The sequence below is a fragment of the Novosphingobium sp. THN1 genome, assembly GCF_003454795.1.
Taxonomy (GTDB): domain Bacteria; phylum Pseudomonadota; class Alphaproteobacteria; order Sphingomonadales; family Sphingomonadaceae; genus Novosphingobium.
Map to the genome: position 1 here is coordinate 766,553 of NZ_CP028347.1, position 21,009 is coordinate 787,561.

17 protein-coding genes and 4 pseudogenes are annotated in these 21,009 nt (G+C 64.9%); 13 read left to right on the forward strand and 8 right to left on the reverse strand.

All coding sequences use genetic code 11. From position 1 onward, the window contains the following. Positions 1-98 precede the first annotated feature (98 nt). The 3 genes from C7W88_RS03800 to C7W88_RS03810 all read left to right on the forward strand — a co-directional run bounded on the left by C7W88_RS03800 (position 99) and on the right by C7W88_RS03810 (position 2,620). Complete coding sequence (locus C7W88_RS03800; RefSeq protein WP_118072548.1) at positions 99-1,394, forward strand: Ppx/GppA phosphatase family protein; 1,296 nt, start codon at positions 99-101, stop codon at positions 1,392-1,394. Beyond that, entirely contained in the window at positions 1,391-2,080 is a 690-nt protein-coding gene (locus C7W88_RS03805; protein ID WP_118072549.1) for an RlmE family RNA methyltransferase, read from the forward strand. Before C7W88_RS03800 ends, C7W88_RS03805 begins: the two co-directional genes overlap by 4 nt. Positions 2,081-2,179: 99 nt before the next feature. Then, on the forward strand, positions 2,180-2,620 hold the full coding sequence (locus tag C7W88_RS03810) for a surface-adhesin E family protein (protein WP_118072550.1): 441 nt from the start codon (positions 2,180-2,182) through the stop codon (positions 2,618-2,620). Positions 2,621-2,623: 3 nt separating this feature from the next. Here the strand turns inward: C7W88_RS03810 and C7W88_RS03815 are convergent, their stop codons facing one another. Both C7W88_RS03815 and C7W88_RS24620 read right to left on the reverse strand, forming a co-directional pair. Then, the gene (locus C7W88_RS03815) at positions 2,624-2,983 is read right to left on the reverse strand and encodes a hypothetical protein (protein WP_205525245.1); all 360 of its coding nucleotides are present in this window, start codon (positions 2,981-2,983) and stop codon (positions 2,624-2,626) included. A gap of 120 nt (positions 2,984-3,103) precedes the next feature. Continuing rightward, positions 3,104-4,006, reverse strand: coding sequence for a cytochrome c family protein (locus C7W88_RS24620; RefSeq protein WP_118072551.1), 903 nt, complete (start codon positions 4,004-4,006; stop codon positions 3,104-3,106). A 156-nt stretch (positions 4,007-4,162) separates the two neighbouring features. On the opposite strand from C7W88_RS24620, the pseudogene C7W88_RS03825 reads away from it, so the two are divergent. From C7W88_RS03825 to C7W88_RS03860, 8 genes and pseudogenes are all read left to right on the forward strand, one after another. Further along, positions 4,163-5,055 (forward strand): annotated as a pseudogene (locus C7W88_RS03825) (prephenate dehydratase). A gap of 63 nt (positions 5,056-5,118) precedes the next feature. Then, positions 5,119-5,784, forward strand: a complete 666-nt coding sequence (locus C7W88_RS03830; RefSeq protein WP_118072552.1) for a DUF4129 domain-containing protein — start codon at positions 5,119-5,121, stop codon at positions 5,782-5,784. Continuing rightward, positions 5,781-7,064, forward strand: a complete 1,284-nt coding sequence (locus C7W88_RS03835; RefSeq protein WP_118072553.1) for a DUF4350 domain-containing protein — start codon at positions 5,781-5,783, stop codon at positions 7,062-7,064. Before C7W88_RS03830 ends, C7W88_RS03835 begins: the two co-directional genes overlap by 4 nt. A 17-nt stretch (positions 7,065-7,081) precedes the next feature. Next, on the forward strand, positions 7,082-8,038 hold the full coding sequence (locus C7W88_RS03840; RefSeq protein ID WP_118074559.1) for a MoxR family ATPase: 957 nt from the start codon (positions 7,082-7,084) through the stop codon (positions 8,036-8,038). Further along, positions 8,035-9,363, forward strand: coding sequence for a DUF58 domain-containing protein (locus C7W88_RS03845; protein WP_118072554.1), 1,329 nt, complete (start codon positions 8,035-8,037; stop codon positions 9,361-9,363). The genes C7W88_RS03840 and C7W88_RS03845 overlap by 4 nt, the downstream gene beginning before the upstream one ends. Continuing rightward, positions 9,360-10,426: pseudogene (locus tag C7W88_RS03850) on the forward strand (stage II sporulation protein M). Before C7W88_RS03845 ends, C7W88_RS03850 begins: the two are co-directional and overlap by 4 nt. Beyond that, on the forward strand, positions 10,426-11,415 hold the full coding sequence (locus C7W88_RS03855) for an RDD family protein (protein ID WP_240344808.1): 990 nt from the start codon (positions 10,426-10,428) through the stop codon (positions 11,413-11,415). The pseudogene C7W88_RS03850 and the gene C7W88_RS03855 overlap by 1 nt, the downstream one beginning before the upstream one ends. 144 nt (positions 11,416-11,559) lie before the next feature. Beyond that, positions 11,560-12,027, forward strand: coding sequence for a GNAT family N-acetyltransferase (locus tag C7W88_RS03860; RefSeq protein ID WP_118072555.1), 468 nt, complete (start codon positions 11,560-11,562; stop codon positions 12,025-12,027). A 57-nt stretch (positions 12,028-12,084) separates the two neighbouring features. Here the strand turns inward: C7W88_RS03860 and C7W88_RS03865 are convergent. The 3 genes and pseudogenes from C7W88_RS03865 to sucC all read right to left on the reverse strand — a co-directional run bounded on the left by C7W88_RS03865 (position 12,085) and on the right by sucC (position 15,119). After that, a pseudogene (locus C7W88_RS03865) lies at positions 12,085-13,016 on the reverse strand (electron transfer flavoprotein subunit alpha/FixB family protein). After that, positions 13,016-13,768: an electron transfer flavoprotein subunit beta/FixA family protein gene (locus C7W88_RS03870; RefSeq protein ID WP_118072556.1), complete on the reverse strand. Its 753-nt coding sequence runs from the start codon at positions 13,766-13,768 to the stop codon at positions 13,016-13,018. The pseudogene C7W88_RS03865 and the gene C7W88_RS03870 overlap by 1 nt, the downstream one beginning before the upstream one ends. A gap of 151 nt (positions 13,769-13,919) precedes the next feature. Continuing rightward, positions 13,920-15,119: an ADP-forming succinate--CoA ligase subunit beta gene (sucC, locus tag C7W88_RS03875; RefSeq protein WP_118072557.1), complete on the reverse strand. Its 1,200-nt coding sequence runs from the start codon at positions 15,117-15,119 to the stop codon at positions 13,920-13,922. Positions 15,120-15,312: 193 nt separating this feature from the next. Here sucC and C7W88_RS03880 point away from each other — a divergent pair. Beyond that, positions 15,313-16,088, forward strand: a pseudogene (locus C7W88_RS03880) (3'(2'),5'-bisphosphate nucleotidase CysQ). Here the strand turns inward: C7W88_RS03880 and C7W88_RS03885 are convergent. Then, positions 16,085-17,080: an aldo/keto reductase gene (locus C7W88_RS03885; RefSeq protein WP_118072558.1), complete on the reverse strand. Its 996-nt coding sequence runs from the start codon at positions 17,078-17,080 to the stop codon at positions 16,085-16,087. The pseudogene C7W88_RS03880 and the gene C7W88_RS03885 overlap by 4 nt on opposite strands. A 126-nt stretch (positions 17,081-17,206) precedes the next feature. Continuing rightward, positions 17,207-17,899: an OmpA family protein gene (locus tag C7W88_RS03890; protein ID WP_118072559.1), complete on the reverse strand. Its 693-nt coding sequence runs from the start codon at positions 17,897-17,899 to the stop codon at positions 17,207-17,209. 178 nt (positions 17,900-18,077) lie between these two features. Here C7W88_RS03890 and C7W88_RS03895 point away from each other — a divergent pair, with 178 nt between their 5' ends. Beyond that, entirely contained in the window at positions 18,078-19,406 is a 1,329-nt protein-coding gene (locus tag C7W88_RS03895; protein ID WP_118072560.1) for a hemolysin family protein, read from the forward strand. Between the two features lie 160 nt (positions 19,407-19,566). On the opposite strand, the gene C7W88_RS03900 is transcribed toward C7W88_RS03895, so the two are convergent. Further along, complete coding sequence (locus tag C7W88_RS03900) at positions 19,567-21,000, reverse strand: glutamate synthase subunit beta (RefSeq protein WP_118072561.1); 1,434 nt, start codon at positions 20,998-21,000, stop codon at positions 19,567-19,569. Positions 21,001-21,009 lie beyond the last annotated feature (9 nt).

The following is a 21,009-nucleotide window of genomic DNA, read 5'->3' on the forward strand; positions in this document are numbered from 1 at the left end:
GGGGCCGGTCTTGCAGCCGGGGCGGCACATCGCTAGCATTGGGGCCAAGTACCCGGCCTGCATCAGGCGGCGCGGGAAAACATAAGCGAATACGATTCATGGCGGGTTCAATTCCGCCGGCAAATGGGCAAGGCACGCGACCGGACGGCCAGCCGGCCAACGGCAAGACGGCAGGCGGCAAGAAGGGGCAAAGGAAGAAGCCTCGTCGGCCCCGCGGCAAGACCGGGAGCGGCGCTCCACCCAAGTCGGCCGGCAAGACCAGTCCGCCCGCAACACGCGGTGGCGGCACACACGAGGCTATCGCCGCGGCAACTCCGGCTGTGGTGGCGGAACCTTCCGCAGCGCCTGCGTTCGAGCGGGCAAGCACCTGGCAGAAACCGCTACCCCATCACCGTCAGGCATATGCCGCGATCGACCTTGGCACGAACAACTGCCGCCTCCTGATCGCCCGGCCCTCGGGCGAGCATTTCGTGGTGATCGACGCCTTCAGCCGCGTGGTTCGCCTTGGCGAGGGACTTGCACAGACCGGACGCCTTTCCGACGAGGCCATGGACCGTGCGCTCGGCGCCCTGCACGTCTGCGCCGATAAGCTGCGCAAGCGCAACGTGCATCTCGCCCGCTCGGTCGCCACCGAAGCCTGCCGCCGTGCCAGTAACGGCCAGGCCTTCATCGATCGCGTCCGCAACGAAACCGGCATCCGCCTCAACATCATCACCGCGCAGGAAGAGGCGCGCCTCGCCGTGCTGGGCTGCCACATCCTGCTCGAACAGGGCAACGGCCCCGCGATGATCTTCGACATCGGCGGAGGATCGACCGAGATGGTGCTGGTCGAAACCGGCGAAACCGTGCCCCGCATCCTCGATTGGCAGTCCGTCCCGTGGGGCGTCGTCTCGTTGACCGAAAGCATCGGCGCAATCGCCGACGATCCGCACGCCCGCGCGGTCGCCTATGCCGAGATGCGCCGCCGTGTGGACGAAGGCTTTGCCGATTTCACCGCGCGCGTAACGCCGATCCGGCACGCGGCACAGGGCGAACGCAGCATCCGCCTGCTCGGCACTAGCGGCACCGTGACCACGCTGGCATCGCTTCATCTCGAACTGCCGCAATATGATCGCCGCGCGGTCGACGGCTTGATCGTGCCGGCCGATTCGATGCGCGACATCTCGCGCCGTCTGTCGACCATGACGCCGTCCGAACGCATTGCCGTGCCCTGTATCGGGCGCGAACGCTCAGACCTCGTCGTCGCCGGGTGCGCAATCCTCGAATCAATCCTCGACATCTGGCCGGCAGAGCGCCTTGGCATTGCAGATCGCGGTATTCGCGAAGGCATCCTGCGCAGCCTTATGGCCACAGGCGCCGACCCGCGCGGACCCAGAAGAACGGAAGCAGCATGAGTCGTTCCGGAAAGAACCCCAATGAGCGGCTCAAGACCGCCAAGGGACGATCAGCATCGTCGGTGCGCTGGCTGTCGCGCCAGTTGAACGATCCATACGTGAAGCAGGCCAAGGCCGAAGGCTGGCGCAGCCGCGCCGCGTTCAAGCTGATCGATCTCGATGAGAAGTTCGGACTTCTCAGGGGCTCGAAACGCGTTGTCGACCTCGGCATCGCTCCGGGTGGGTGGAGCCAGGTCGTGCGCAAGAAGTCACCGGCGGCCAAGGTCGTCGGGATTGATCTCCTCCCGACCGAGCCGATCGAAGGCGTCACGATCTTCGAGATGGACTTCATGGCCGACGAGGCGCCGCAAGCCCTCCAGGATGCGCTTGACGGCCCGCCCGACCTTGTCATCTCCGACATGGCCGCCAACACCGTCGGCCACAAGCAGACCGACCACTTGCGCACGATGGGCCTGGTCGAGACGGCGGTCGACTTTGCCATCCAGACACTGGCGCCCGGCGGCGCGTTCGTAGCCAAGGTCTTTGCCGGCGGCACGGATGGTGAACTTCTCAAGATCCTCAAGACGAACTTCTCGACCGTGAAGCACGCCAAGCCGCCATCGAGCCGCAAGGATTCCTCGGAGTGGTACGTCATCGCCCAAGGCTTCAAGGGCCGCGCGCGGGAGCCTACGTTAACCGACGACTAGCCTGCTGTCGCATCGCGGGACTCAGGACAAACCCTTAGCTGGGCGCACCCGGCAAGCATGGTTATCAGCGCCTTAACCGAAGCACTCCGGAGCCACCCGATGACCTCCATCCGCAGCCTGCTGCTCCCTCTCGCCTTCCTCGGCTTCTCCGGCGGGGCAATGGCAGAAGACATCGCAGCAAGAGGATGGTCTGCCGACTGGAAGGTCATCGGCGTGGCCGAGGACCGCACCGAAGTGCTCGTTCGGCCCGAATCAGTACGCGAACTGCCGCCCAGTGCCGGTCGCAGCTTCGCCGTCCGCCAGGTCTGGGCAGGTTTCGACTTCTCCCCTGCCGCGGGTCTGGCCACCGGACGCAAGATCATCCTGTTTCGGTATGACTGCGCCGCGCGGCGCGTGCTGATCGCCGCTGCAACGGACTATGCGACGTCCGGGGAAATACTGTCCCGCAACGCCGTTGCCGCCGACAGTGCCGACCAATACGCCCCGGTCGAGCCCGAGACGCTCAACGCAGCAATCATGGCCGAGGCCTGCAGCCTATAAGCGTCAGCGCTTCGCATTCCAGTTGAAAAGGAAATTGCGGTGCTCCGCCCAGGTCTGGCCCTCGATGTGATCGCCAACCAGGCATGCTGCTGTATGATAGGGTCCCGCGCCATCGGTGGTGCGAAAGCTCACGCAAGTCCGCGCGCGGTCGGTCTTCCAGCGTCCGGAGAGGATCTCGCTCTCGTAGAAGCTGCCCTTGACCGTGCCATCGGCCTGCAACTGCAGCACCATCGGTTTGGTGTAAGGCTCGTCCGGATTGGCCGACAGATCAACGGTCCAGTTGCCCTGTATTGCGGCGGGCGGTTCCACCGCACCGGCCTGAGTCATGACAAGCAGAAGCGGTAACGCAGCAAGCAGGCGCATCGGGTCCTCCCAAAGCGCAACTCTGCGCCGCCCTTGCGCGAAGGCAATAGGTACCAAAGACAGCAAAAGGGCGCCCGGACAGTTCCGGACGCCCTTTCGAATTTCGCCTGAAAGCGAAGCTTACTTCTTTGACTTCAGGTAGGCGATCACGTCTGCGCGCTGCTGATCATCCGTGATGCCCGCAAAGGTCATCTTCGTGCCAGCCGCAAAAGCCTTGGGATTCTTCAGCCAGGCATCAAGCGTGGCATCGTCCCAGGTGCCGCCCTTGCCCTTGAGCGCGTCGGAGAAGGCATAACCACCGCGATCACCGGCAACGGCCTCGCCATGCACGCCGAACAGGTTCGGACCGATGCCGTTGGCGCCGCCCTGATCGATGGTGTGGCATGCCTTGCACTTGGCGAAGATCGCCTCGCCCTTGGCAGCGTCGCCAACCAGAGCAACTGCCGCACCTTCAGCAGGCGCAGCACCAGCAGCCGGAACGGCTTCAGGCGCAGGCAGCGGCAGGTTCGAGCCGAGCGAGTTGAGATAGAGAATCACGTTGGCGCGGTCTTCGCCCTTGGGCAGACCCGCAAACGACATCTTGGTGCCGGCGGCAAAGGCCTTGGGGTTCTTCAACCAGGCATCAAGCGTGGCGAAGTCCCAGTTGCCGCCCTTGGCAGCAAGATCAGCCGAATAGGCAAAGCCTGCGGCATGCTTGCCGACCGGTTTGCCGACGATGCCATAGAGGTTCGGGCCGATGCCATTGGCGCCGCCCTGTTCGGCGGTGTGGCAGGCCTTGCACTTGGCAAAAACGGCTTCGCCCTTGGCAACGTCGCCAGCCGCGAGCAGATTCGCCAGCGGCAGTTCAGCCGCAGCGCCACCCTCGGCACCTTCTTCGACGACGCCTTCGATCGCGTAGCCCATCTCTTCCGGACGGTGCTCCTTGTCGGCCAGGAAGTAGTGCGCCGACAGGCTGGAGAGCCCCAGAGCCACGATGCCCCCGAACAAGGTCCATCCGGCGATGGTATTGAAACGATCGTCCATTTACGAGCCCCATAGGCGCAACGTCAGCACCTTGCCGACACCCGCGCGAGTTCGGGGTCCCTCTAGTCAGCGCCATGCAGCAGCGCAAGATGGTTTGCGCCGCAAAATCGATCTCCCTTGCCCGAAAGAACAGACCGGCTTAACGCGCGCAGCACAATGCAGAGCTATCCCGCCCCCGCGCTCGCCCTTGTCGAGAACATGGCTGCCGCCGCAGCCGCCGATCCCGCGCGCGCCGTTTCGTTCCAGGGGCGCCCGGCGCCAACTCCCACCGCGCCGCTCTCGAAGCCCTGCCAGATTGCCTGCCGCTGCCGTGCTTCTCGTTCGAAGACGCGCTCGACGCGGTCAAGGAAGATCGCGCGGCCCACGCGATCATCCCGATCGAGAACTCGCAGCATGGGCGCGTAGCAGACATCCACTTCCTGCTGCCAGAAAGCGGGCTTTCGATCGTCGGTGAACACTTCCTCGATATCCATGCGAGCCTGATGGCGCTGGGCGATGGGCCGTTCACGGCTGCCTACAGCCACCCGCAGGCGCTCGGCCAGTCGCGGTTCTATCTGCGCGATCGCGGAATCGTGCCGATGAGCTATGCAGATACGGCCGGCGCCGCCGCCTACATCGCCGAACTCGGCGATCCGACCGTGGCCGCGCTTGCTCCGCGCATCGCCGCCGAACTCTATGGCCTCAAAGTCATCGAGGACAACGTCGAGGACGCGCACGACAACACCACCCGCTTCGTGATCCTGTCGAAGACCCCGCGCGATCCGGCCACCATCTCCGGCCCGGCGATGACCACGTTCGTGTTCGAAGTGCGCAATATCCCGGCTGCGCTATACAAGGCGCTGGGCGGCTTTGCGACGAACGGCGTCAACATGACCAAGCTGGAAAGCTACCAGCGCGGCGCGAGCTTTGCCGCCACCGAATTCTATGCCGATATCGTCGGCGCTCCGGGTGAACGCCCGGTTGATCTCGCGCTCGAGGAGCTCGATTTCTTTGCCAAGAACCTGCGAATACTTGGGACTTACCCAATGGAACGCATTCGCGGCCAGTAAGAGTATTCAAAAGGCCGATGACTTGCCCTTGCCCCGCCGCCTGCCACGTGCAAGGTTGCGCGGGTGACGGCACCTGCGGCGGCAACAGTACCAGCAAATGATGCGGCCGCAGCCGAGGCTGCGTGGCGCTCGATCCGCGAATCGTCGGACCTCCAGTTTGCCCCCGTCCCGCCCGACCCGGCACCGATAACCCCGGACTGGCTCAAGGCGCTTGGCCGATTTCTCGAATGGCTGCTCTCGCCGCTCGGGCGCCTGCTCGGCAGCAGCTGGAGCGTGATCGAGATGCTGTTGCTCGTGGGCGCAGGCCTCGGCGTGCTGTGGATCGCCTGGAGCCTGCTCTGGCCACTGTGGCGGGAACGTGGCACCCGCCATGAAGTGGCCGAGCCTGAATGGGCGCCGCAGCGTGAAGAGGCGCTTGCCCTGCTTGAGGACGCAGACCGCCTCGCCGCGCAAGGCCTCTATGGCGAGGCCGCGCATCTCCTGCTCAAGCGCAGCATCGGCCAGATCGCCCGGGCCCGGCCCGATTGGCTGGCCCCGTCCAGCACCGCGCGCGAGATCGGCACGATCGCGGGCCTCCCCGGCGAGGCCCGCACCGCATTCGGCACCATCGCCAGCCTGGTCGAGCGCGCGCGCTATGCCTTGCGCCCCTTGGGGGCGGATGAATGGCGTGCGGCGCGCGAGGCTTATTCACGCTTCGCCATCGCGCCACTGACGGCCGCCGGCCAATGAGCAACGCCGCACCATCGCCGTTCTCGCGCGGCACTCTGATCGGCATGCTGCTGGTCGGTGCGCTCGCCTTCGTCGCGCTGCTCTGGTTCCTCGGCAACGGCACCGGCGGCAATAGCAACAACGGCGGCGCGCATGTCGGCGGACATGGCCTTAACGGTTATGCCGGCCTTGCGCGGATGCTCGAAGCCGAAGGCCTGGACGTCCAGCGGCAGCGGAACAAACGCGCGCTTGAAAACACACCAGGCCTGCTGATCCTCACCCCGCCAGCCGACGCTGATGGCAAGGAGATCGCCAGAATCGTCGATGCCCACCGCTATTGGGGGCCGACCATCGTCGTCACGCCGAAGTGGCTGGCCACGGGTGTCGACGCCAAGGCCGCCAAGCGCGGCTGGGTGCAGATGGTCGGCACGCAGGCGCCCTTATGGAAGGGCTTTGCCGACAACGTCACGGTCGAGATCGGCGACGACGAAGCACCGCCCGCAGGCGGCTGGAAGCTCGGCAACCGCCGCGGCAAGTTCCCTGATGATCGCCAGATCGAAACCGGTTCCGGCAAGGGCCTCGTGCCCATCCTCACCACAGGCAGCGGCAAGACCCTCGCCGCGTTTCTTGACGACGACGGTTACTATCCCGCGCTCAACACTCTGGCGGGAGTAGATCCCGATTACGGCGGCGAGGACGAGGATCTTTATCCCGTCGTCCTCGTGTTCGAACCCGACCTGCTCGACAACTGGGGTCTTGCCGATCGCAACACCGCCATGCTTGCCCGCGATCTCGTGCTGGCAACGGCGGACAATCGCAGCCAGCCCTTCGTCTTCGACATGACCTTCAACGGCTTTGGAGCCAGCCGCAACCTCCTCACCCTCGCGTTCGAGCCGCCGTTCCTTGCCGCCACGATCTGCCTGTTCCTCGCCGCGCTGGCGATTGCCTGGCGTGCGTTCAACCGCTTTGGCCCTGCATTGGCGCAGGCGCAGGAAATCGCGTTTGGCAAGGCTGCCCTCGTCGCCAACGCCGCGGGACTGATTCGCCGCGCCGGCCGCGTCCACCTTGCCGCTGCGCCTTATGCCGATGCCGCGCGCGAACGCATTGCGCTGGCGCTGGGCCTACCCAAGGGCCTTGCACCGGACGAAACCGAACGCCTGATCGACGCCGCGCAAGTCCGCCGCGCCGTGGCCGGACCGCCCTTTTCCCAAGCGGCGCGCCACTTGCGCGATGCCCGCAAGCCCCATGAGCTGACAAAGCGCGCCCAAGTGCTGCAGCAGATAGAAAGGCACCTCAAGTGACCGAGACGACCACCGAAATGTCCCTGGCCGAGCTTGGCGCACTATCCGGCCGGATCCGCGCCGAAGTCGGCAAGGCGATCGTCGGCCAGGAAGATGTGCTCGATCACCTGCTCGTCGCGCTATTCGCAGGCGGCCATGTCCTGCTCGAAGGCCCTCCCGGCACCGCCAAGACGTTCCTCGCCCAGACCTTCGCCGCCGCTCTCGGCCTCGATTTCGGGCGCATCCAGTTCACGCCCGACCTGATGCCCGGCGACATCCTCGGGTCCAACCTGTTCAATTTCCAGACCAGCCAGTTCACTCTCACGCGCGGGCCGATCTTCCACGAACTGCTGCTGGCGGATGAAATCAACCGCACCCCGCCAAAGACACAGGCGGCCCTGCTCGAAGCCATGCAGGAGCGCCGCGTCACCCTCGACGGCGAGGTCCACGCCCTGTCCGAACGCTTTACCGTCGTCGCCACGCAGAACCCGATCGAAAGCCAGGGCGTCTACCCGCTGCCCGAAGCCCAGCTGGACCGCTTCCTGTTCAAGCTCATCGTCGGCTACCCCTCGGCCGAAGAAGAAGCCCGCATCGTCGCCCGCTATGGCGAAGGCAAGGGCACGCCCAAGCCCGCCGAACTCGGCGTCGTTGCAGTCACCACCGCCGCAGAACTTGGCCGCGCGCAAAGCGCCATCGCCTCGATCACGCTGGCCGAATCGATTGTCGACTACGTCGTCCGCCTCGTCCGCGCCACGCGCGAGAGCGGTGATCTCGTCGTCGGCGCCAGCCCCCGCGCCGCCGTGCTGCTCGCCGGCGCTGCCCGCGCCCGCGCCGCGCTCGATGGCCGCGACTATGTCATCCCCGACGACGTAAAGGCGCTGGCCACCGCAGTCCTGCGCCATCGCCTGATGCTCAGCCCTGCGGCCGAGATCGAGGGCAAGCAGGTCGAGGCCATCGTCACCGCCCTCGTCGAAGGCACGGAAGCCCCGCGTTGAACAAGCCTGCCGCCCTGCTGCCCTCGGGCCGTGCGGTCCTGCTCTTCGCGGGCCTCGCCCCGCTGGCGCTGGTCGTGGCGGCGGCGGCCCCCGCGGCATGGATCGCCGCACCCGCGCTGGGCGGCGCACTGCTCGTACTGATCCTGCTCGATGGCCTGTTCGCCGGAACACTTGAGGACGTGCAGGTCCACGCCCCGTCCGATAGCGAAGTCGGCGAACCGGCCACTCTCACAGTCGTTGCCTCGCTTGCCCGCGCCCGCAATGGCATCCGCCCGGACGCTGCCATCGCCTGCGACCCCCGCCTGGCCGACGGCGGCCGCATTGCCCTGCCCCTCGCCTTTGCGGATGGGGCCTGGAGCGGCACCACCACGATCACCCCCACCCGCCGCGGCACTGGCCAGCTTACCCGCCTGTGGCTGCGCTGGAGTGGCCCGCTCGGCCTCGCTCACCGTCAGGCCACCCGCGATCTCGATGCCGAAGTCCGCGTCTGGCCCAACATTGCCCCGGTGCGCAGCCCGGCGCTGCAGATCTTCCTGCGCGACGCCCAGTTCGGCCTGATCGCGCGGCGCATCCGTGGCGAAGGCACGGAATTCGAAGCACTCGCCGAATACGAACCGGGCATGGACCGCCGCCGCATCGACTGGAAAAGCTCGGCCCGCCATGCCCGCCTTTTCGCCAAGGAATACGAGGTCGAGCGCAACAACCAGATCGTCTTCGCCTTCGATTGCGGGCAGGCGATGTGCGAACCGATCGAGGGCCTGCCCCGCATCGACCGCGCCGTCACCGCTGCGCTCACCACCGCCTATGTCGCATTGAAGGCGCAGGACCGCGTCGCCCTGTTCGGCTTTGCCGCGCGCCCCGAAGTTGCCACACCCTTCGTCACCGACAGCCGCGATTTCACCCGCCTGCAACGCGCCGCCGCCCAGCTTGACTACCACCCCGGCGAGCCAAACTTCACGCTCGCCCTGTCGACGCTTGCCGCGCGGCTGCAGCGGCGTTCGCTGATCGTCCTGTTCTCCGATTTCTCCGACCCGACCAGCGCCGAGCTGATGGTAGAGAACGTGGGCCGACTGGTCGAACGCCACCTCGTACTGTTCGTGGTCATGGCCGATGCCGAACTCGCAGGCCTTGCCACCGCAACCATAACCGACATGCAATCGGTCGCCGAAGCCGTCACCGCCACCACATTGTCACGGCAGCGCGCGATCGTGCTCCAGCGCCTGCGCCACCTCGGCGTGCGCGTGCTCGAGGCGCCGCATGACCAGATCGGCACGCGGCTGCTCGATTCCTATCTCGCGATCAAGCGCGAGGGGCGCATCGGATGAACGCTGTCACCACAGGAATTGCCCAGAAGATCGGCAACTGGTTCGCCAGGCCAACCGAGGCCGCCGTTGCGGCAGAGCAAGCCGCCCTGCGCTCCGATCGCTTCCGCCTCGAACGCGAAGCCGATTGGAAGCGTCTCGAAGCCGTGCTCAAGCGCATGGAGGCGGGGCACACGCGCGGCGTTTCGGATGAGGACCTGCTCGCCCTGCCGGCGCTCTATCGCACCGCCGCTTCCAGCCTTTCGATCGCTCGCGAAACCTCGCTGGACGCAGCACTCGTCGCCTATCTCGAAGCGCTGACCCAGCGCGCCTGGTTCCTTGTCTATGGCCCGCGCGCCTCGCTGTGGTCGTGGTTTCGCGGCTTCATCGGCGGCGGCTGGAGCGCGAGCGTGCGCGGCCTCGGCGTCGACCTGCTGACCGCGCTGGCGCTGATGGTCGCGGGCACTGCGGTCGGCTGGCTGCTCGTGGCATCGACCCCGAATGGTACTACTCGCTCGTCCCCGGCGGCATGGCTGATGTGCGCGTACCGGGCGCAAGCCGCGAAGTCCTGCTTGGCACCCTGTTCGGCAACCAGGACCAGAACGGGATGAGCGTCTTTGCCGCCGGGCTGTTCAGCAACAATGCGCAAGTCTCGATCATGTGCTTCGCGCTGGGCTTCGCCTTCGGCCTGCCGACGATGCTGCTGCTCGTTCACAACACGGCGCTGCTCGGCGCGATGCTGTGGCTCTACCACGGGCAGGGGCTGCTGCTCGATTTCGTCGGCTGGCTCGCCATTCACGGCACGACCGAACTGTTCGCGATCCTGCTGGCGGGCGCAGCCGGCATCCACATCGGCCGAGCCATGGCCTTCCCCGGCAACATGTCGGTCATGGATGCCGCCGCTGCTGCCGGTCGCCGGGCCGCGCAGGTGATGACCGGCGTTGTCCTCATGCTGATCGTCGCAGCGCTGCTCGAAGGCTTCGCCAGGCAGCTGATCGATTCCACGCCGTCCCGCCTCACTGTCGGCGGCTTCATGCTGGTGCTGTGGACCGGTTACTTCTTCGCCTACCGCCGGGAGGCCCGCTGATGGCCCTCCGTCTGCCAGTGCGCCTTCCAATGCGCCTGCCTTTCCGCCGCACCGGCAAGCCCGCGCCGCGCACCCCGCAGGTGCTTCAGGACCGCCGCCGCCGCATGGTCGTCACTCCTGAAGGCGTGCCGCTGCCTTTCGTCCTGGCCTCACGCGGAGCGCGCGCTGCCGCACTGTTCCTCGATCTTGCCATGATCGTCGGCGCGATCGTCGGTGCCTCGCTGCTCATTATCTATGTCGCCGATGCAGTGGGCATCAATTACAAGGATGACGACAGCCCCGCCGGGCGCGCCGTGCAGGCGCTGGTCATCATCTGGATCATCGTGGTGTTCCTGTTTCGCAATGCCTGGTTCCTGTTCTTCGAACTTGGCCCGCGCGGCGCCACGCCGGGAAAACGCATCACCGGCATCCGCGTCGCCGCCCGCGCACGCGGCAAGGACGGCGCGCGGTTGACCACCGAAGCGGTGATTGCCCGCAATCTCGTGCGCGACATAGAACTGTTCATGCCGCTGATCTTCATCTTCGTCGCCGCGGTCGAAGGCGGCGATACCGAGCTGGCAGCATGGTCGGGCCTCGTCTGGTTCCTAATCTTTGCGCTGTTCCCATTCTTCAATCGCGACAGGCTGCGCTGCGGAGACCTGATCGCCGGGACCTGGGTAGTCGAAGCGCCCAAGCGCAAATTGGAACAGGCACTCTCGGTTGGAGAAGGCGCGCGCGGCGTCTCGCAGACCACCGGCGTGCAGTACCGCTTCAGCGATACGGATCTGGCGGTGTATGGCGAATACGAACTGCAGGTGCTCGAACGCGTGCTGCGTGAAAATCGCGAAGAAGCGCTGCGGGATGTCGCCCGCACGATCTGCGGCAAGATCGGCTGGAACGCAGGCGCCGGTGACGAGCGCGCCTTCCTCGAAGCCTATTACGCCCAACTGCGCGCCCGCCTCGAAACCGGCATGCGCTTTGGCCGTCGCAAGGCCGACAAGCACACCTGATACCAAGCTGCTCCCGACCTCCCGCCACTGATCGGCGGTTATGATACGTTTGAGCTGAGCGTCCCCTTCACGGCTCTTCTCGAGCATTGCGAGATGGCGCCCGTTCGTGCTCAAAAGTCAATGTTACTGGAAGGGAGGGACCCAATGGACCGCGTCACGATCATCGAAGACGATCTTTCCGGAGAGGCGATCCGTGAGCTAGTCGCCCTCCACCTTTCAGGCATGCATGCCAACTCGCCAGCCTGCAAAGTCCACGCCCTGCCCGTGGAGAAGCTGCGACAACCGGGCGTCACTTTCTATTCGGCGTGGGTCGGGGATGTGCTGGCCGGGATGGGCGCGATCCGCGAACTCGATGCCACGCATGGCGAACTGAAGTCCATGCGTGTCGCAAGTGATTGGTTAGGAAAGAAAATTGGCGAAGCCGTGCTGCTTCACCTGCTTTCGATTGCACTGCAGCGCGGATACCGACGGGTAAGCCTGGAAACTGGCCGTGGCCCTGCCTTCGAACCCGCTCTGGGGCTCTACCGCAAACACGGTTTCGTCAATTGTGAGGCTTTCGCCGACTACGTGCAGGACGATTTCAGCCAGTGCCTGACGCTGAAACTCGACTAACCCATTTGGAGTGTTTCCCCGGGGAAACACTCCAGGGTGGCGTTTTGTGTGATGGTGTCAGAGCTTGCCGGTGAGTTCCGGCACCAGCGTGAACAGGTCACCGACGAGGCCGATGTCGGCCACTGCGAAGATCGGGGCGTCTTCGTCCTTGTTGATGGCGATGATGGTCTTGCTGTCCTTCATGCCGGCAAGGTGCTGAATCGCGCCCGAGATGCCGACCGCGATGTAGACTTCCGGTGCCACGATCTTGCCGGTCTGGCCGACCTGGTAGTCGTTGGGCACGTAGCCTGCGTCGACGGCGGCGCGCGATGCGCCAATGCCGGCGCCCAGCTTGTCGGCGAGCGGGGTGATCACCTGCTCGAACGTGGCAGCGTCCTTGAGCGCGCGGCCGCCCGAGACGATGATCTTGGCGCTGGTCAGTTCGGGACGTTCCGACTTGGCGATCTCGGCGCTGACGAAGGTCGACAGGCCGCTGTCGGGGTGGCCGATATGGCTTCGACCGCTGCGCTGCCACCGGTCGCTGCAGCCTTGGCAAAGGCGGTGCCGCGCACGGTGATGACCAGCTTTGCGTCGGAGCTTTCGACCGTGGCGATGGCGTTGCCGGCGTAGATCGGACGGGTGAAGGTCTTGGGGCCTTCAACCGAGAGGATGTCCGAGACCTGCATGACATCGAGCAGCGCGGCCACGCGCGGGGCGACGTTCTTGCCGGTGGTCGTGGCGGGCGCGACGAAGGCGTCGTAGTCGGCCATCAGGCCAGCGACGAGCGGGGCGACGTTTTCCGCCAGCGCGTTGTCGAGCGATGCGTCGTCGGCCTTGAGCACCTTGGCAACGCCGGCGATCTGGGCGGCGGCCGTTGCGGCGCCGTCGCAGTTCGATCCGGCGACCAGCGCGGTCACTTCGCCAAGCTGGCTGGCAGCGGTGACGGCAGCGAGCGTGGCGTCCTTGACCGACGCGTTGTCGTGTTCGACGAGAACGAGAACCTTGGACATCAGGCTACTCCCATTTCCTTGAGCTTGGCGACCAGCGTGTCGACATCGGGCACCTTGATGCCGGCCGAGCGCACCGGCGGTTCGGAGACTTTCAGCGTCTTCAAGCGCGGGGCGATGTCCACGCCGTAGTCGGCGGGCGACTGGGTGGCCAGCGGCTTGGACTTGGCCTTCATGATGTTGGGCAGCGAGGCATAGCGCGGCTCGTTCAGGCGCAGGTCGGTGGTGACCACTGCAGGCAGCGCCAGCTTCACGGTCTGCAAGCCGCCGTCGATCTCGCGCTTCACGACGACCGCATCGCCCTCGACCGAAACCTCGTTGGCAAAGGTGCCCTGGGGCCGTCCCAGCAATGCTGCGACCATCTGGCCGACCTGGTTGCTGTCATCGTCGATCGCCTGCTTGCCGGTGATGATCAGGGCGGGCTGCTCCTCATCGGCAATACCCTTGATGATCTTCGCCACGGCCAGCGGCTCGACCTCGGTGCCGTCCTCGACCTGCACCAGCACCGCACGGTCAGCGCCCATCGCCAGCGCCGTGCGCAGCGTTTCCTGGCTCTTGGCCACGCCCACCGACACCGCCACGATCTCGCTCACCACGCCCTTTTCCTTCAGGCGAATGGCCTCCTCGACCGCGATCTCGTCAAACGGGTTCATGCTCATCTTCACGTTCGCAAGATCAACCCCCGAACCATCCGCCTTCACACGAGGCTTCACGTTGTAGTCAATCACGCGCTTCACGCAGACCAGGGCTTTCATGGGCCTAAGCGTCCTTTCCTTGATTCCGTGGGTCTCGGCATAATTCGCGCTTACGTAAACGTCAACTGCGCAAGTGGGCGACGGGACAGGCAAATGAAAAGGGGCGCCGGTTGCCCGACGCCCCTTGATCAAACCGCAGTCCGTCGAAGGATCAGGCGACCTTCCGGACTTCAGCGACGATCTTCTTGGCGGCATCGCCAAGGTCGTTTGCGGGGACGATGGGCAGGCCCGAGTTGGCGAGGATGTCCTTGCCCTGCTGGACGTTGGTGCCTTCGAGGCGGACGACGAGGGGAACCTGCAGGTTCACTTCCTTGGCCGCGGCGACGATGCCGTCAGCGATGATGTCGCACTTCATGATCCCGCCGAAGATGTTGACGAGAATGCCCTTCACCGCCGGATCCTTGAGGATGATCTTGAACGCCGCGGTGACCTTCTCGGTCGTCGCGCCGCCGCCCACGTCGAGGAAGTTCGCCGGGAATTCGCCGTTCAGCTTGATGATGTCCATCGTCGCCATGGCAAGGCCGGCGCCGTTGACCATGCAGCCGATGTTGCCGTCGAGCTTGATGTAGGCAAGGTCGTACTTGCTCGCTTCGATCTCGGCCGGGTCTTCCTCGGTCTCGTCGCGCAGCGCGACAACGTCTGGGTGGCGGTAGAGCGAGTTCGAATCGAAGCTCATCTTGGTGTCGAGGACGAGGAGGTTACCGTCCTTGGTTTCCACCAGCGGGTTGATCTCGAGCATGTCGCAATCCAGCGCGACGAAGGCGTTGTAGAGCTGCTCGGCGATCTTGCCGGCCTGCTTGTTAAGATCGCCCGTGAGCTTGAGCGCATAGCCGACAGCGCGGCCGTGGTGCGGCATGAAGCCTTCGGCCGGATCGATCGTGATCGTGGCGATCTTTTCCGGCGTCGAGTGAGCGACTTCTTCGATGTCCATGCCGCCCTCGGTCGAGACGATCATGGCAACGCGGCTCGAAGCGCGGTCCACCACCATCGACAGGTAGTATTCCTTCGCGATATCAACGCCATCGGTGATGTAGAGGCGATTGACCTGCTTGCCCGCCTCGCCGGTCTGCACCGTCACGAGGGTGTTGCCGAGCATCTCCTTGGCAAACGCTTCGACTTCCTCGACGCTCTTGGCCAGGCGCACGCCGCCCTTGGCATCGGCCGGGAGTTCCTTGAACTTGCCCTTGCCGCGACCGCCCGCATGGATCTGCGCCTTGACCACGTAAAGAGGCCCCGGAAGCTGCTTGGCCGCAGCAACCGCTTCCTCAACCGTCAGCGCCGCAATCCCCGCCGGAATGCCGACACCAAACTTCGCAAGCAGTTCCTTCGCCTGGTACTCATGGACGTTCATGCGTTATCCCCGTTTCGAACAGGCGCGCCGCACTGGCGCAAAGGTATACGCCGCCATTGGCGCTTGACTCGGAATGCCTTAAGCACAGAGCGGGGAGCTTGAAAAGGAGCGTAAATGCGAGACTCGAAGCTATCTTTGATAACGTCTCGCAATTGCACGATACTATGCTCACCACTGTGCACGGAGGCGCGGAATGATCGACTATGACCGCCTCCACCAGATCGTCCGCGCTGCCGGGGACATGGCGCTGGGCCTATGGCCTGGACATGGCCACGCCCCCAAGTGTGGGAAAAGACGCCGGGCAGCCCGGTATGCGATGCAGACCTTGCGGTCGATGCTTTCCTGAAGCGCGAACTGGGCGCCCTGCTCCCCTCGGCAGGCTGGCTATCCGAAGAAACGGTGGATCACCCCGAACGGCTGGAACGCGGCCTGTGCTGGCTGGTCGATCCGGTCGATGGCACGCGCGACTTCGTGCGCGGCCGGCCAGGCTGGTCGGTTTCGGTAGCGCTGGTGAGCGAGGGGCGCCCGCTGATCGGGGCGCTGAGCGCGCCTGCCCGGGGCGAGTACTGGTCCGCAGTGGCGGGCCAGGGAGCGGAGCGGAATGGCAGCAAACTTTACGCCAGCACGCGCACCGTGCTGGCGGGAGCGCGCGTTCCGGCCGACAGCCTGCCCAAGGCCGACGCCGATCTGGTGACCGTGGACAAGCCCAACTCGATCGCGCTGCGCATCGCGATGGTCGGCGCCAACGAAGCGGACCTGCTGGCAACGCTGCGCTGGGGTTTCGAGTGGGACATCGCGGCTGCCACGCTGATCGCGCGCGAAGCGGGGGCGGTCGTGTCCGATGCATTCGGCAAGCCGCTTGATTATAACAAGCGCGACCCCCGCGCCTTCGGCCTGCTGGTCACCGCGCCCGCCATCCACGCAGCTGCAGTCGAGCGGCTGGCCGACAGGGCGGCGAAACTGGCTTAGGCGAAGTCCTCGGTGTCAATTGTCGGGAGCATGACGCCGGCATAGCGATGGCCGGACACGGTCTGCTGGTTGATGAGATCATCGACCTCCGCGGCAACCGACGCGGGAATTTCCCAGTCCCAGCGCGCGATGTTTTCTTCAAGATGGGCGATCTTGCCGGTGCCGGGAATGGCGACGACATGGTCGCCACGCGAAAGCACCCACGCCAGCGACAGTTGTGCAGGGGTCACGCCTTCGCGGGCGGCAATGGCATTGAAGGCATCGACCAGCGCGAGGTTCTTTTCCCAATTCTCACCGGTGAAACGCGGCATGGCTTTGCGAATATCGCCATCGGGCAAGCCTTGCGGATCGCGTACGCCATTGGCCAGCACGCCGCGCGCGACCGGGGAGAAGGCAACGAAGGTGGTGCCGAGTTCCTTGCATGCCTCGAGCACGGCGATTTCGGCTTGCCGGGTCCACGGCGAGTATTCGGTCTGCATTGCGGCAATGGGGTGGACGGCCGCTGCCTTGCGCAAGGTTTCGGCCGACATCTCGGACAGGCCGATCCCGCCGATCTTGCCCTCTTTCACGAGGTCCGCCATCGCGCCCACCGAATCCTCGATCGGCACTTTGAAGTCCCGCCGGTGCATGTAGTACAGATCGATGTGATCGGTCTTGAGCAGCTTGAGCGACACTTCGAGCTCGCTGCGGATCGTATCGGGATGGCAATCGATGCCGCGCTTCTCGCCACTGGCAAAGATGCCCATCTTGGAGGCAAGGAAGACCTTGTCGCGGCGGCCTTCGAGCGCAATGCCGACCTGCGTTTCGTTATGGCCGAGGCCATAGAGGCGCGCAGTGTCGAAGTGATCGTAGCCGATGTCGACCGCGTGCTGAAGCAGGCGGATGCCATCCTCCTCACTGGGACGGCCCGCATAGGCCCAGCTCAATGACATGCAGCCCAGCCCGATCGGGTTGGTTTCGCTGCCATTGATGGTGCGGCGCTGAATCGGCATCGAACTGGTCTCCTTTGCCAGAGCCGATGCCAGCCTAGGCCCGCACCGGTCAACGCCCAATCGTATGTTCCACATAGCAAACGGCGCCGCCCGTGTGGGCGACGCCGCTGGCTTGATTCCAAGCGTTTACTGGCCGGAGCGAGCGCGGTTCACGTCATCCTGGCTGATCGGCACGATCTTGATCTCGACGCGGCGATTGGCCTGACGGCCCTGCTCGGTGTCGTTCGAAGCGATCGGCTGCGATTCACCGAAACCCTGGCTGCGGATACGGGCATAGCCGACGCCGCGCGACGTCAGGTAATCCGCGACCGCACGAGCGCGGCGCTCGGACAGGGCCTGATTGTAGGCATCCGAACCGGTGGAATCGGTGTGACCATAGACGTCGATCAGCGAGTTCGGATACTGGACCAGCGACTGGGCGACGCGATCAAGCGTGGCGCCGAAAGCCGGCTTCACGGTCGAGCTGTCGACGTCGAACGTCACGCCGTTGGGCAGGTTTACCAGAATGGCATTGCCGCCATCGGTTTCGGTCACATCCACCCCGGTGCCTGCGGTCTGTTCGCGCAGTTCCTTGATCTGCTTGTCCTTCTGGTAGCCGATCACGCCACCGGCGACGCCACCGATGCCCGCGCCGACGATACGGCCAGTCTTGCCGCCGATCAGGCCACCGAGCAGGGCGCCACCCAGCGCACCGCCGATGCCGCCGATGGCCGTGCGCGAAACCTTCTTTTCGCCGGTGTTGGGATCGGTGACGCAGGCCGACAAGCTGACCAGCGAAACCGCGCACAGGCTCGACATAAGAACACGACGGATTTTCATTTCCTGTCCCCTTTTACCAGCATCCGGACACGAGCTTAGCGCCGCAATGCCGCTTTGACAGGGTGAAATACGCCCACTTCGACTGAACGGTTCCCGAACGGGAACCCAGGCGAAGCGATCCTCAGGAACAATCCATGCGCTATTCGCCTTTTGTCCTAAATCTGTTAGGGGCCTTCGCGTGACACCTTTTCCATGGTCTGACGTCTTCGTGATCCTGGGCCTCGTTGTGCTCAACGGCCTGTTTTCCATGTCGGAACTGGCGATTGTCTCGGCACGTCCTGCCCGCCTGAAGGTGGCTGCGGAAGACGGCAGCAAGGGCGCGAAGGTTGCTCTTGCGCTGGCCGCCGACCCCGGAAAATTTTTATCGACCGTGCAGATCGGCATTACCCTGGTGGGCATCATCGCCGGTGCCTATTCGGGATCGAGCCTTGGCGGCCCGATGGCCGAGCGGCTGCAAGCATGGGGCTTTCCGGCGCAATATGCCGACGATGCCGGTTTCGTTGTCGTCATTGCGATCACCACCTATCTCAGCCTCGTGGTTGGCGAACTGGTACCCAAGCAACTGGCGCTGCGCGCGGCGGAGCCCATCGCCAAGCTGGCGGCGCCGGCCATGGCGCTGATGTCGAAGATCACCGCGCCGTTCGTGTGGCTGCTCGACAATTCCTCAAGCGCGATCATCCGCCTGCTCGGGCTGAAGCAAGGGACCGAGCAGGAGGTAACCGCCGAGGAACTCCACATGATCTTCGCCGAGGCCACCCGATCGGGCGTGATCGAGGAGGACGAGCGGGCGATCATGACCGGGATCATGCGCCTTGCCGAACGGCCGGTGCGCGAGGTGATGACGCCGCGCACCGAACTGCACTGGATCGAGCGCAAGGCGAGCGAAGCGGAACTGCGTGAAGCGATAGACGACAGTCCCCACTCGTTGCTGCTGGTGGCGGACGGGTCGGTCGATCGCATTGTCGGCGTGGTGAAGGTGCGCGACGTGTTCTCGACGTTGCTGCGCGGGCGCAAGGTGCAGCTCGGGCGCCTGATGAAGAAACCGGCGATCGTGCCCGATCAGCTCGACACGATGGATGCGCTCGGCATGATCCAGCAGGCCGAAGTGGCGATTGCGCTGGTCCATGACGAATATGGCCATCTTGAGGGCATCGTCACGCCCGCCGATCTGCTGGCGGCCATTGCAGGCAACTTTGTCGGCCATTCCGATGCCGGTGACGAACCGATGGTGGTCGAGCGCGAGGACGGGTCGTTGCTGATCTCGGGCGCCCTGCCCGCCGATGCACTGGCCGACCGGCTCGGGCTGGACCTGCCTGACGACCGCGAATTTGCAACCACGGCCGGGTACTGTCTTTCGGTGCTCAAGAAGCTGCCCAACGAGGGCGAGCATTTCCACGATCAGGGCTGGCGATTTGAGGTGGTCGACATGGACGGTCGCAAGATCGACAAGCTGCTGGTGTGCCGCACAAAAGCCATGCCTGCGGTGGCGCCCGAAGGCGACGGTTGAAGCTCACGCCAGATGCTTCGACAAGCTCAGCATGAGCGGGCTATTCTGAAACAATCGCGCCACACCTCCAGCGTCCGCTCATCCTGAGGCTGTCGAAGGATACCAACGAAAAAGGGGCGCCCTGCGGACGCCCCTTTTCCTTTAAGTTATTGCCTGTGGATCAGCGCGGCAGTTCGCTGACGCCCATCAGAGCCTGGTCGACTGCGCGAGCGCACTGGCGGCCTTCGCGGATTGCCCATACGACGAGGCTCTGACCGCGGCGCATGTCACCGCAGGCAAAGACGTTGTCGACGCTGGTCTTGTAGTCGACCACGTTGCCCTTGACGTTGCCGCGCGGGTCCAGCTCTACGCCGGCCTGTTCGAGCAGGCCCTGCTTGCGCGGGCCGACGAAGCCCATGGCCAGCAGGATCAAGTCGGCCTTGAGCACGAACTCGCTGCCGGGCACTTCCTGCATCTGGCCATCGACCCACTCGACGCGGACGCATTCGAGGCCGGACACATCGTTTTCGCCTACGACGCGCTTGGTCAGCACGGCGAACTCGCGCTCGCAGCCTTCCTCGTGGCTCGACGAAGTGCGCAGCTTGAGCGGCCAGTTCGGCCAGCTCAGTGCCTTGTCTTCCTTCTCGGGCGGCTTGGGCATGATCTCGAGCTGGGTGACCGAAGCGGCACCCTGGCGGTTCGAGGTGCCGACGCAGTCAGAGCCGGTGTCACCGCCGCCGATCACGACGACATGCTTGCCGGTGGCCGTGAGCGACCCACGCGGGGCGGCGCGCAGTTCGTCGTCGCCGGCGTTGCGCTTGTTCTGCTGGGTCAGGAATTCCATCGCCATGCGCACGCTGGGAAGTTCGGCGCCGGGGATGTTGAGGCCGCGCGGATCTTCCGCACCGCCTGCCAGCACGACGGCATCGAAGTTTTCCTGCAAGCTCGCGAAGGAGACCGTCACGCCAACTTCCACGCTGGTGCGGAACTGGACGCCTTCGGCCTCCATCTGCATCGCGCGGCGATTGATGTGGGTCTTTTCCATCTTGAAGTCAGGAATACCGTAGCGCAGCAGGCCGCCGATACGGTCGTTCTTCTCGAACACCGTCACCGAGTGACCGGCGCGGGCCAGCTGCTGGGCAGCCGCCATGCCGGCCGGGCCGGAGCCGACGACAGCGACGGACTTGCCGGTCTTCTTCGCAGGAACTTGCGGCTCGATCCAGCCTTCCTTCCACCCGCGATCGACGATGGCGCATTCGATCGACTTGATGGTGACCGGCTGGTCCACGATGTTCAGCGTGCACGCCGCCTCGCACGGGGCGGGGCAGATGCGGCCGGTGAACTCGGGGAAGTTGTTGGTCGAATGGAGATTGGTCAGCGCTTCGCGCCAGTCGTTCTCGTAGACCAGGTGGTTCCAGTCGGGGATCTGGTTATTCACCGGACAGCCATTGTGGCAGTACGGAATGCCGCAGTTCATGCACCGCGATGCCTGGCCCTTGAGGCCGGCATCGTCGTGCGGGATCACGAACTCGCGATAGTGCTTCAGGCGTTCGGCAGGCGCATCGTACTTGCGGTCCTGACGATCGATTTCGAGAAAGCCGGTTGCCTTACCCATTGTAATCTA